We start from the raw sequence: 11,791 nt of genomic DNA, 5'->3' as shown, positions 1-11,791 counted from the left end.
CCGGGGACGGAGTGCCGTTCGAGCGATCAGTTTTGGTGCTGAAGCGGGTACCTATCGCGGAATCGGCGCCATGGCGAGGGGTAAACTGTGTGAATCGGTGAATTCTCGCCAAGTCACTGAAGTTGCTAGCCTTCAATGGCTCATATTTCATCGCCACCGTGAAGGGGCCGGGCCTGGTCGGGTGTCGGCAATCGGGATTGTGCGCTTTCGCCCGTTCCGGCGTGAGGGTGGGACGGGCATGAGCGCCAAACGTCAGTTTCCGCGACGGCTGGGGGTTGGGTTGATCACGGTGACGCATCCGATTGCCGACATCCGACGATTCAACTAATATCAGAAAAAATTCAAGTTAAACTTTAATTCAGGAACGGAAATAGTGTCCGAAACCAGCCCCGACCTCACCCGATCCGACCGTCACATCCGACGCTTGAGCCTGTCCATGATGTGGGCGGTGACCGTATTGACCGGTCTCCTGCCCATATTGGTTTGGGGCATGTGGCTCCTGCCCGAGACGTCGGGAATCGCTGATCAAAGATCACCGGGTGGCGGTTTCGGTGGGGGTGATCTGGGCTGGTATGTCTGGCCAGTCCGGCTGGGCGCTGCCGGGTTGGCGACGATCGGCTTGGCCATCTCGGTCTATGGCCTGATCAATCTGCGCACCCTGTTCCAGGAGACCGCACGCGGGGCCTACTTCTCGGCCGATGCCGTTGTCAGTTTCCGCCAGTTCGCCCTGGCCAGCCTGGTCGGCGCCCTGTGGCAGCCGGTCGAGCATACGCTGCTGGGCGTCTATCTAACCGTCAGCAATCCGCATGCCCCCAACGCGCTGGAGATCTCGCTCGGTTCGGGCAATCTGGAAGCGATCGGCGCGGCACTCCTGTTCTTCGTGATCGCCTTCATCCTCGCCGAGGGCCGCAAGCGGCATGAGGAGCTGGAGCTGATCCTGTGAGCACTGACCCCGACCTTCCCCCCGGGCTTCCTGGAGACATCATCGTCCATCTCGACGTGCTGCTGGCGAAGCGCAAGGTGCGTTCGAAAGCGCTGGCGGACCGGATCGGCGTGTCCGAACAGGCCCTGTCGATGATCAAGACCGGCAAGATCAAGGGTATCCGCTTTTCCACCCTGATCGCGATCTGCGACGCGCTGGACTGCCAGCCGGGCGAGCTGTTCGAGTTTCGGCGGTTGCCGGGTTAGGGCTTGCCGCCCAGTGCCAGGAATTCACGCCGCATATTGGCGCGGGCTTTCTCGCCGAGTTCTGTTTCGAACTGATCGGTCAGGAAGGTCCGCTCCGCCGCCTGCGCGTCCTTCAGGAAGGCACGACGGCCCTGGCGGTAGAGCAGACCGGGAGCCCAGCCATATTCGTCCCGAACGCCCTTGGCATAGCGGTCATAGACATCGTCCGGGGCACCGAGAATGGAGTAATCGACATCGAGAAACAGCGCGTCGTCCCTGTCCTGCCCACCATCCTGATGGCTGGCAGTGGCCCGGATCAACGCATCCACCCGCCTGACCAGGTCAGGGTCGGCTCCAAGGCCGGGCAGTTCGGCATTCGCGCGGTCGGCGCTCTTCGCCTCATTGTCCTTGCGATGCGTGTCGTACAGGATGTCGTGATACCAGGCAGCCATCCATACCCGCGCCGGCTCGGTCAGCCAGTCGTGCAGCCTGTCGAGCCGGTCGAAGATAGAGATGAGATGCGACAGGCCGTGATAGCGCCGATGGGGTTCGCTGTAGGCGGACAGGATGCCGGCGATTTCCGTATCGCCCGGCGCCCAGCCGAGTTCCTTCATTTGCGCGTGCCAGCGCGCCTTGAGCGCGTGTGACAGGTCAGGCATCGATCAACTCCAGATCCCGCCACAGCACCGGTTGGACTTCCGCCCGTGTGCCCGCAACCCGGTCCCCGACCAGCCAGTGGGCGCGTTCGTGCAGCAGGGGGATGACGGCCATCTGGTCGTGGATGCGCTCCATCGCTGCCAGGTAGAGCTGACGACGCGCCGTGGCGGCATTCTGCCGCCTTGCGGCTGCGACAAGCTCGGCGAAGGTCTCGTCCTGCCAATTGAAATTGGCAGCAAATCCGCCGGGCGCGAATGGGTCGAGCATGAAAAACGGATCGGATTTCAGGCCGCGATTGAAGCTGGCAATGGCGATGTCGAAATCGCCCGCATCAACGGCCTGATAGAGATCAGTGGGATAGCTGACCAGCAACGTGGTCTCGACACCGAGGCGACCCCAGTCATCGGCGATGGCTACAGCCAGACGTTCACCCTCACCGGTCGTGGTACGAATTTGCAATGGCCGCGCAACGCCGCCGGCCTGGGGGGCCATCTCGGAATCGGTGAGCAGACTGCCCGGAATGACGAGGTCTGTCGGCGAGGCCGTCCCGGCATAAAACTCCCGGGCCAGGAAGTCCCGGTCAATCGCCCGAGAAAGCAGACGCCGGACGCGGGCATCGTCAAGCGGCGCGCGCGCATGATTGACTTTCAGATAGCGCAGGATTGGCGCGTCGAAGCTCCGGAACTGCTCGCCCAGCCGTTCACGCCAATAGGCGATCTGGTTGGCGGGTGGCCGGTCGGCGAGGTCGTAATCGCCGGCGCGGAAGAGGCGCATGCGGGTTGCATCCTCGCGCACGCCATCGATGCGGATGGCCGGGATCGAAACCGTATTGGCGGCGTAGTAGGTCGGATTTTTCTCCAGCTCCAGGCTCATCTGGCTCTCGGCCGTCACCGTGTAGGCGCCCGCTGTGACAATGTATTCCGGTCGCACCCAGTCCAGTCCGACCCGCTCGATGACATGGCGCGGGAAAGGGTAGAATTCGCGCATCAGGGTCGGTAGCAGGCCCAGCGGCGTGTCGAGGCGGAATTCCACCGTTCGATCATCGCGCGCGGTCACGCCCAGCTGGACCGGTGCCATTTCGCCGGCATGGATCGCCCGCGCATTCGTGACCGCATAAAAATCGCCCAGCACGGCAAAGCTCTGGGCCGGATCGACAATGCGCCGGGCCGACCAGGCCACGTCTTCAGCCGTCAGCGGGTGGCCGTCCGACCAGGTGAGGCCTTCGCGCAGCCGGAAGGTCCAGACCAGCCCGCTCTCGTCGACCGACCAGCTTTCTGCCAGGCCCGGACCGACCGATCCGTCCGGCGCATACTCGGTCAGACCGGCATGGATCTGCTTGTAGACCAGCGCCGCAGCCGCAAACTCCCCGCGCGCGGGATCGAGGCTGTCCGGCAGGCCGCTGGTGGCGACACGCAGAAGGTCCGGCGGCGGGCCGGAGCGACCGCAGGCGGCGAGCGTTGTGGCGGCCGATGCGGCGAGCAGGGTGCGTCGGTTCAGCATCCCGCCATGATGGCGTGATTTGTGGCGGATGTGTCCAGTGAAATCGCCCTGAGCGGCACGCCGTAGCCTTGCGCGGCCTGCCGCAGACCGAGCCATAGACCACTTGTCAGCCAGCGCGCCGTATCGGCAGCTCAGCGCGGTGCGCGCACCTCTCACTGATCCAGAGGGAGCGGTGAGTTCGGCCCCTAAGCGCCGACCTTACCCTTCAACGCGCCCACAAACCGGTCGAACACGCCGAAACTGTCCTGCGGGCCGGGGCTGGCTTCCGGGTGGTGCTGGACAGCCCAGACGGGCTTGTCGGTCAGCTTGAAGCCGGAATTGGAGCCGTCGAAGAGCGAGACATGGGTTTCTTCGGCATTGGCGGGCAGGGTGGCGCCGTCGACGGCGAAACCGTGATTCATCGAGACGATCTCGACCTGGCCAGTCTCGTGATTCTTGACCGGATGATTGGCGCCGTGATGGCCCTGGGGCATTTTTGTGGTCTTGGCACCGATGGCGCGCGCCAGCATCTGATGGCCGAGGCAGATGCCCAGCGTCGGGATATTGGCGTCGAGGACGGCCTTGATGGTCGGCAGGGCGTATTTGCCGGTCTCGGCCGGATCGCCCGGACCGTTGGAAACCACGACACCATCGGGGTTGAGGGCCTTGATCTCGTCGATCGAGGCCTTGCCCGGCAGAACCGCGACGCGGGCGCCGGCACCGGTCAGGAGGCGCAGGATATTGGCCTTCACGCCGTAGTCGAGCACGACCACGCGGGGACCGTCTTCCGGGCCGACTGCATAGCCTTCGCCAAGCGTCCAATTGCCTTCATTCCACTCATCGGTCGTCGTGCGGGCGACATCGGCGGCCAGCTCGCGACCTTCCATGGTCGGGGCGCCGGCGGCGGCGGCCTTGAGCGCGTCAATGTCGATATTGCCGGCCGGATCATGGGCGATGGCGCACATCTGCATGCCGCCCTCACGGATCTTGCGGGTCAGGGCACGCGTATCGACGCGGGTCAGGGCGACAATGCCCCGTGCACACAGCCATTCCTCGAAGGTCTGCTCGGCGCGCCAGCTCGCCGGCGGCGTGATCTTCGCGCGGCTGATCATGCCGACCGCGGCCTTGCGCGCGGTTTCGGACGCGGCTTCCTCGTCTTCGGCATTGGCGCCGACATTGCCGACATGCGGGAAGGTGAAGCAGACGACCTGTCCGGCATAGGACGGATCGGCCAGGATTTCCTGGTGCCCCGTCATCGCCGTGTTGAAGCAGACCTCGCCCAGCGCGGTGCCGGTTGCGCCCGTGCCATGGCCAAGGAAAACGGAACCGTCGGCAAGCGCCAGCGCGCCGGTTGGAGTTTGGGTCGGCGTGGACGTCATGACTATGTCTCCAAGGGTCTCGCGGGGCGCCGTCACCGCCACCAGAATCGGCCAGCGGCAAGGGGCGGGTAAACGGGCGCTCTGCTAGACCCTGCGGCGGGCCGGGTCAATAGCCAAGCGATGACTGAACCGGGCACCGGACGGCCTCTGCGCGCCCGACTTGCCGGCTGACCGACCCGCTCGCGATACTGGCGCGCAGTACAGGGGATGAGCCGTCATCATGAGCGAAGCCGTCAAAGCCTTCATCGCAGAGGGAAATACCTGTCTGAAGACGGGGGATCGTAACGGCGCGGCGCTCGCCTGGTGCCGGGCGCTCGATCTCGATCCGCATCTGGCCAGCGCCCACAATAATCTCGGTGCCGTCAGCCTGATGGCGGGCCAGCCCTGGCTGGCATTGCCGTGTTGTCTCACCTCAACACGCTTGCGGCCGGACCAGGCCGACTTCTGGATTGGTCTGGTGCGAACGCTGGTGGACCTCGGTGAGACGGCCCGGGCGGCCGCCTGTCTCGATCAGGCTTGCCGACGCCTGCCCGATGATGCGTCCCTGAAGGCCGCCGCCGCGCACTATCCCGCCGATGACGCCATCAGGGCCCGTTTCGATGGCATGGCGGACCGTTCCGGGCAGACCGCCGCGGCAGACCAATTGGCGTCGCTCGCAGCGTCTGCGGCTGGGGGGGATCCGGCACAGGCTCTTGAGACCGCCCAGGCACTGGTCTGGGTTCTGCCCGAGCGTCCCGGCCTCTGGGTCACGCTTTCGCGCCTGGCCATGGCCTGTGGCCATTGGCAGCAGGCGGAATTCAATGCCCGACGCGCGATAGCGCTGGCGCCGGATGAGACGGATGGCTGGCATGCGCTGGCGACCGTCCTCAGCGAGGCCGAAACCCGTCGCGATGATGTGGAACGCGTTCTGCTTCGCGCTCTGGACCTTTGCGGGCCGCGCCTGCGTCTCGCCGACGCCTATTGCAATCACTGTCTCGCCCACGGGCGGCCGGATGACGCAAGAGCGCTCCTCGAGCGCATTCCGGGCGCCCGGATCGGGGACGCGGCGCACTGGCATCTGCTCGAAGCGCGGGTCCTGGACGCGTGCGGGGACGGCGAGGCCGCCGCTGAAATCTTCCGCTCGGCACTCGCGCGAGGGGAAGCGCCCGCCCCGCTGCTGATCGCCGCCGCGATCTATCATGAGCGTGATCTCGATCCGGAGGCCTGGCTGAGCCTCCATGCAGGCGCGGTCCGGCTTGGCGCTGATCTGGACCAGGCCGACCTCCATCACGCCCATGCCCGCGCCCTGCTGCGGTCCGGTGCGATCGAACAGGCTGATCAAGCCATCAAGGCGGCGCTGGCGGGCGGGCTTGCCGATGAGGCCCGGCGCGGCGCGCGCTTCACAGCGGGCCGGATTGCGGACCGGCTCGGTCGCCATGACGAGGCCTGGCGTCATTTCGAGGCCGGCAATCGACTGTTGGAGACCGGCTGGGAGATCGCCGGGCCTTGCGACCACACCCGCCCGCTGGCGCGCCTGGCGAGCCTGTCGCGGCGTCTGGATGCCGAGATTGCGTCGGGGGTGAGGGCAGCGGTTACACCGCAAGACGCGCCGAGTATGGAGGCGGGTCACGACCTGGCCTTCCTGATAGGCTTTCCACGCTCGGGCACGACGCTGCTGGACAGCGTGCTGCGATCCCACAGCGCGATCCGCGTGGTCGAGGAATGCCCGGTCCTGATCGAGGCCTTGAGGGCCGTGGTGCCCGGCATGGCTGGCGACGAGACCGAATTCAGCGAGGACTGGCTCGACGGCGTTGACGCCGCCGATGTGGGTGAGTTGCGCGCGGCCTACCGGCGCCGTCTGGCCTGTCACGCCGGCACGCTGGCACCGGGCGTCAGCGTCGTCGACAAGCTGCCGCTCAATCTGAACTGGGTCGCCGTGATCCATCGCATCTTTCCGGCTGCCGGTTTCATTCTCGCGCGGCGTCATCCGCTGGACGTTGCGGTCAGCAATTTTGCCCAGGATTTCGCGCCCAATAATGCGATGATGGTGATGACTCGGCTGGAGCGGATCGCGGCCCTCCATGCGGGTAGTTTCGATCTGTGGGACCGGTTTGTGGATTGGCGTCGGCCGCGCTGGGCCGATGTGGTCTATGAGCGGCTGATCGATGATCCGGAAGCCGCCATCGCGCCGGTCATGGCGATGCTTGGGCGGGACTGGGAATCGCAGCAGGCGCGCTTCTTCGAAACCGCGCGGGCCCGGCGTCGCATCTCGACCCCGAGCGCCCATCAAGTCACCCAGCCGCTGTACACCGGCTCCCGGGGCCGCTGGCGCGATTATGCCGAATTCCTCGACGTGCCGGCCTGCGCGCCCTTGAGGGAGCGGGCGCAAGTCTGGGAATTTGCAACGGAAACTGACGGCGCGCTTGACTGAGCGCGGGAGGGTCACGGCGAATTCGCAGACCGGACATTCGATCACATTTTACGTTCGGGCTTGATTCTTCGCCGTCCACGGAATAACTCCCGGCCTCTCGTTTCGAAGACACGGGCCTCAGGCTTGTGTTGCCAGGAAAAAGGCCCCGGAGTATTCGAAACAATCGGCACCGGATTGCGTGCCCAGGAAAGTTCTTCACACCGGAGATCTCGTCAGGACGCGCCACGCAAGGCGCCCGGATAGGTTTGGTTGCTAAAATGTCGCTTCGTGAACGCATCACCACGGATATGAAAACGGCCATGAAGGCCCAGGACAAGGCGCGTCTGTCGACGCTTCGCCTGATCTCGGCTGCCATCAAGGACCGCGATATCGCGGCGCGCGCGGAAGACCGCTGCTCTGGCTGCGGGGACACCGAAATCCTGACCCTGCTGACCAAGCTCGTGAAGCAACGCGAGGAAAGCGCCGAGACCTATGAAAAGGCCGGTCGTCTCGATCTTGCCGAAGCGGAGCGCTCGGAAGCCGAGATCGTTCGCGAATTCCTGCCCAAGCCGATGGATGATGGCGAGATCGCCGACGCCGCCGAGTCGGTCGTCAGCGAACTCGATGCCAGCGGTCTGAAGGATATGGGCCGGTGCATGGGCGAGCTGAAGTCGCGCTATGCCGGACGCATGGACTTCGCCAAGGCCGGCGCCAAGGTCAAGGACCTGCTCGCCTCGGCCTGAGGACGACCGCAGTCGATCCGACACGCTGAAAACTGATCCGCGCCATGATCTTCGATTGCGGTGGGGTCATCCCTCTGCTTTGCTCCCTGAAACAGGGGAGTGGGCATGATCATCACCAGGTTGACTGCAGCCATCCGGCACGCGTTTGGCATTTTGCTCTTTTGCCCCTTGGTCGCGTGGGGCGGACCGGCGGCGGCCCAGACCCTGCCCAGTTTCGAAGATGATGAGGAGCTGCGCGCCTTTCTTGCGGAGGTCGACGCGGCCGGTGAGGTCGAGGATTGGCTGGTCTCCAACGCTTTCCCGCCGCCGCCACCGCCGCCCCCACCACCGTCGCCGCCATCGCCCGGCAGTGCCAGCGCACCGGTCGTGCAGGCGGCAGCCGTCAGCGACACATTCTCGGCAAGCCAGGTCGACAATCCGGACATTACGAATGCGCAGGTGGCCGGGGTTGATGAGGGTGGAATCGTCAAGGTCGCCGGGGATTACCTGATCGTTCTGCGGCGCGGGCGATTGTTCACGATCTCGACCGCGAATGACGATCTGGTCGCGATCGACCGGATTGATGCCTTTCCGCCGGGTGTCGACGGCTCGAACAGCTGGTATGACGAGATGATCGTTTCCGGCGATCTGATCGTGATCATCGGCTACAGCTACCTCTATGAATCGACAGAGATAAGTCGCTTCCGGATTGCGCTCGACGGGCAATTGTCGCATGTCGACACCCATCATTTGCGCTCGGACGACTATTACAGTTCCCGCAATTATGCCTCGCGCCTGATCGGCGACCAGCTGATCACTTATGCGCCGCTGGCCTTTGATGTTTATTGGGGCGAAGACCCGCTGGACAGCCTGCCCGGACTCAGTCGCTGGATCCCGGGCCAGGAGGCGCCCGATTATCGGCGGCTGGCGCAGGCCAGTGATGTCTATATCCCGGCTCCGATGAGGGCGCGTGGAGCGGGTGCCGTCTCCAGCATGCATGTTGTCACCCGGTGTGACCTCACCTCGGACGACCTCGCTTGCGAGGTCAGTGTGGTGCTCGGGCCAGCGGGGCGAAGCTTCTTTGTGTCCCGCAATGCGACCTATGTCTGGGTCACCCCGGGTTGGTATGACCGCGAAGGTGAAAGCTATCTTTATCGCATTCCCCTCAATGGCAACGCGCCGAGCGTTGCCCGGGTCGAGGGCGCACCGCTTGATCAATTCTCCTTTCACGCCAATGAGGCGGCGACCCGGCTCGATATCCTCGTCCTGCCGGACGGCGCCGGTGACGGCATGTGGGCAGCCGAGGGCGCGGTGGGGCGACCGGCATTGTTGCGGCTGCCGACCTCGCGCTTCGGGGATGGCAGCCAGCCGCCCTTGCTTTCGGACTATCAATTCCTGCCTGTCGCGGAGCAGTCGCGTGTCGACCGCAACCGGTATGTCGGGGACACGCTTCTGGTTGGCCTTGTCGAACGCGATACCGATGAGGTTCGCAATCTGGCGCTGACGGTTGCGCTGGAGGGCGGTGATGTCACGCAGCTGGCGCTCGAGGCCCCGGTTTCGCGCATCGAGGCGATTGGACGCGATGCGCTGGTCGTGACCCAGGGGGGCGGCACGCGCTTCGTCACGGTTTCGCTGACGGGTGAGGCGCCGGAGATCGCGGATCGTTTCCTGCTGGCGAACAGTGCTGAGTCGGAAAGCCGCAGTCACGCCTTCTTCTTTCGGCCCGACGGTGTGGATGGTGATGGGCTGGCAGCCCTGCCACTCCTGGCTGGCGACGGTCGCGATGCCAACATGGTCTATCTTCGGCGCGAGGCTGGCCGCTTTTCCTGGTTCGGACGGCTCGATGCCCAGGCCCGGCCCGGACTTGATGATGCATGCCAGGCTTCCTGCGCCGACTGGTATGGCAATGCCCGACCAATCTTCCTGCGCGACCGGATACTCACCTTGCTGGGCTATGAAATCATCGAGGGCCAGCCTGGTGAGAAACGCATCGAGGAAATCGGCCGGCTCGACTTCTCACCCGGCCCGCGAAAGGACTGAACCGCGCCTGATCGAATAAATCGACCGACCCGGAAATAAGGTGCATCATGCTCTATTGGGCTTTTCCGACGGGGTGATGCGTTTCCATGCGTCTCAATGAGGACTTTATCGACGAGATCAAGGCGCGTGTGCGCCCGTCGGACCTCATTGGCCGTTCGGTGCCGCTGAAACGCCAGGGCCGCGAATTCGTCGGTCTGTCGCCTTTCAAGAAGGAGCGGACGCCTTCCTTTTTCGTCAATGATGACAAGCGTTTCTACCATTGCTTCGCCTCCGGCAAGCATGGCGATGTCTTCACCTGGCTGGAGGAGATGGAAGGTCTCTCCTTCATGGAAGCGGCCGAACGCCTGGCCGGTGAGGCGGGTCTGCGCCTGCCGGAGCCCGACCCGGAGAGCCAGCAGAAGACCCAGCATCGCAAATCCCTCGTCGAATGGATGGAGAGCGCCCAGGCCTTCTTCCTGCGCGCCTTGCGGACACCTGCGGCGGAAGATGCCCGACGCTATCTCAAATCACGGGGGCTGACGGGCGAGGACTGCGTGCGCTACGGGATCGGTTTTGCGCCGAACAGCCGCACCGCCCTGAAGGACGAGCTGGTCACCGCCGGTGCGCCGATTGCCGATCTGGTCGAGTGCGGTCTCCTGATCGAGCCCGACAGCGGCTCGCCCTATGACCGGTTCCGAGACCGCATCACCTTTCCCATTCACGATCCGCGCAATCGCCTGGTCGGTTTCGGTGGTCGCGCGCTGTCAAAGGACGCGCGGGCGAAGTATCTCAACTCGCCCGAGACGCCGATCTTCCACAAGGGCTCGCTTCTCTATCGCTATCCTGAAGCGCGCAAGGCGGCGTCTGATCCCAAACTGGATATTCGCGGGCTGATCGTCGCCGAGGGTTATCTCGACGTGATCGCCCTGTCCCGGGCCGGTCTGGAGCATGGCGTTGCCCCGCTGGGGACAGCCGTCACCGAGGAGCAGATACAGCTCCTGTGGCGCGCCGGCGGGGAGCCGGTCATGTGCCTGGACGGCGATAGTGCCGGCCGTGCGGCTGCCTTCAAGGCTGCCGACCGCGCCCTGCCGCTCCTGCAGCCGGGCAAGACGCTGCGTTTTGCCTTCATGCCGGATGGCAAGGATCCCGATGATCTCCTGCGCGAAGAGGGGGCCAATGCCCTGCGCGCCATTTTCCGCGAGACCCGCTCGCTGGCGGATCTGATCTGGGAGCGTGAAGTCCTGGTCGAACCGCTCGATGACCCGGATCGCCGGGCCGGTTTCCGGCGTCGGATCCGGTCTCTGGTCGCCCAGATCGCCGACACAGATATCCGTGAGGAATACAAGCGTGAGTTTGACCAGCGCATGGATGCGGTTTTTGGCACGCGTTCGCAGTCCGGGCCGCGCAGCGGCCGCGGCGCTTGGCGACCGGGCAAAGGTGTGCCGCTGGGAGCCAGTGCTGAACTGCGGAACAAGCAGTCCAGGCAGGGTGATCCGACGGCCCGGCTCGGGCAGCTTTTGCTGGTGGCCGCGATCGAATACCCGGAAATCGCCGCTTCGCAGGTCGAAACGCTGGCGCTTTTGCGGTTGGGATCGCTTGACAGGCTGCGCGACGCCGTTCTAGACGCCTGCTCTTCTGGGCAGTTTGTGCAGACCGACACGCTAAGGGCCGAATTGGCCGATGCCGGATACGCGGCAGAGATGAAGCGGCTGGACGGTGAGCGCAGACCCATGCGGGCGGAACTGGGCGGTATGGAGGCGTCTCCAGAGGTGAGGGCAGAGGCTTGGAAGCGGCTGGCTCACGCCTATATGGAACGAAGCGAAGCACAGACACGTCGTGATGAGGCGCGTGCCCGTCTGGACGAAGAACTCAAGCAGGCGGATTCAGAACGCTTTCGGCAGGTGGTCGACGCCTACCGGTACGAAAGCTCTCGTTCGGAATCCAACTGATGCGTATAATTCCAATTGCGCGCTCGAGGG

General features: G+C 64.7%; 9 protein-coding genes. 6 read left to right on the top strand and 3 right to left on the bottom strand.

The genetic code is table 11. The features are described from left to right. Positions 1 to 373 precede the first annotated feature (373 nt). A complete protein-coding gene (locus JXQ94_RS09280) occupies positions 374 to 943 on the top strand; it encodes a DUF2975 domain-containing protein (RefSeq protein ID WP_421923491.1) in 570 nt (189 codons plus the stop codon). After that, entirely contained in the window at positions 940 to 1,188 is a 249-nt protein-coding gene (locus tag JXQ94_RS09275) for a helix-turn-helix domain-containing protein (protein WP_421923490.1), read from the top strand. The genes JXQ94_RS09280 and JXQ94_RS09275 overlap by 4 nt, the downstream gene beginning before the upstream one ends. Here JXQ94_RS09275 and JXQ94_RS09270 read toward each other — a convergent pair. The 3 genes from JXQ94_RS09270 to carA form a co-directional block, all read right to left on the bottom strand. Next, positions 1,185 to 1,826 carry a hypothetical protein gene (locus tag JXQ94_RS09270; RefSeq protein WP_421923489.1) on the bottom strand — a complete coding sequence of 214 codons (642 nt, stop codon included), beginning with the start codon at positions 1,824 to 1,826 and terminating at the stop codon, positions 1,185 to 1,187. The genes JXQ94_RS09275 and JXQ94_RS09270 overlap by 4 nt on opposite strands. Beyond that, positions 1,819 to 3,324: a peptide ABC transporter substrate-binding protein gene (locus tag JXQ94_RS09265; protein ID WP_421923488.1), complete on the bottom strand. Its 1,506-nt coding sequence runs from the start codon at positions 3,322 to 3,324 to the stop codon at positions 1,819 to 1,821. The genes JXQ94_RS09270 and JXQ94_RS09265 overlap by 8 nt, the downstream gene beginning before the upstream one ends. 185 nt (positions 3,325 to 3,509) lie before the next feature. Continuing rightward, the gene (carA, locus tag JXQ94_RS09260) at positions 3,510 to 4,682 is read right to left on the bottom strand and encodes a glutamine-hydrolyzing carbamoyl-phosphate synthase small subunit (RefSeq protein WP_421923487.1); all 1,173 of its coding nucleotides are present in this window, start codon (positions 4,680 to 4,682) and stop codon (positions 3,510 to 3,512) included. 220 nt (positions 4,683 to 4,902) lie between these two features. On the opposite strand from carA, the gene JXQ94_RS09255 reads away from it, so the two are divergent. The 4 genes from JXQ94_RS09255 (at position 4,903) to dnaG (ending at position 11,761) form a co-directional block, all read left to right on the top strand. Next, the gene (locus tag JXQ94_RS09255) at positions 4,903 to 7,092 is read left to right on the top strand and encodes a sulfotransferase (protein ID WP_421923486.1); all 2,190 of its coding nucleotides are present in this window, start codon (positions 4,903 to 4,905) and stop codon (positions 7,090 to 7,092) included. Between the two features lie 257 nt (positions 7,093 to 7,349). Further along, a complete protein-coding gene (locus tag JXQ94_RS09250) occupies positions 7,350 to 7,814 on the top strand; it encodes a GatB/YqeY domain-containing protein (protein WP_295690679.1) in 465 nt (154 codons plus the stop codon). Positions 7,815 to 7,919: 105 nt separating this feature from the next. Beyond that, positions 7,920 to 9,833 carry a beta-propeller domain-containing protein gene (locus tag JXQ94_RS09245; protein WP_421923485.1) on the top strand — a complete coding sequence of 638 codons (1,914 nt, stop codon included), beginning with the start codon at positions 7,920 to 7,922 and terminating at the stop codon, positions 9,831 to 9,833. An 86-nt stretch (positions 9,834 to 9,919) separates the two neighbouring features. After that, the gene (gene dnaG, locus JXQ94_RS09240; RefSeq protein ID WP_421923484.1) at positions 9,920 to 11,761 is read left to right on the top strand and encodes a DNA primase; all 1,842 of its coding nucleotides are present in this window, start codon (positions 9,920 to 9,922) and stop codon (positions 11,759 to 11,761) included. Positions 11,762 to 11,791: the final 30 nt, after the last annotated feature.

The organism is Maricaulis maris (assembly GCF_049116555.1).
GTDB classification, from domain to species: Bacteria; Pseudomonadota; Alphaproteobacteria; order Caulobacterales; family Maricaulaceae; genus Maricaulis; species Maricaulis maris_C.
Note: the sequence above shows the minus strand (reverse complement) of the source record. Positions and strands in the feature narration are given on the sequence as shown.

Bases quoted from the DNA above. Each gene is read 5' to 3' on its own strand.
- JXQ94_RS09270 (WP_421923489.1), bottom strand. From the start codon at position 1,826: ATGCCTGACCTGTCACACGCGCTCAAGGCGCGCTGGCACGCGCAAATG.
- JXQ94_RS09245 (WP_421923485.1), top strand. From the start codon at position 7,920: ATGATCATCACCAGGTTGACTGCAGCCATCCGGCACGCGTTTGGCATT.
- carA (WP_421923487.1), bottom strand. From the start codon at position 4,682: ATGACGTCCACGCCGACCCAAACTCCAACCGGCGCGCTGGCGCTTGCC.
- dnaG (WP_421923484.1), top strand. From the start codon at position 9,920: ATGCGTCTCAATGAGGACTTTATCGACGAGATCAAGGCGCGTGTGCGC.
- JXQ94_RS09265 (WP_421923488.1), bottom strand. From the start codon at position 3,324: ATGCTGAACCGACGCACCCTGCTCGCCGCATCGGCCGCCACAACGCTC.
- JXQ94_RS09250 (WP_295690679.1), top strand. From the start codon at position 7,350: ATGTCGCTTCGTGAACGCATCACCACGGATATGAAAACGGCCATGAAG.
- JXQ94_RS09255 (WP_421923486.1), top strand. From the start codon at position 4,903: ATGAGCGAAGCCGTCAAAGCCTTCATCGCAGAGGGAAATACCTGTCTG.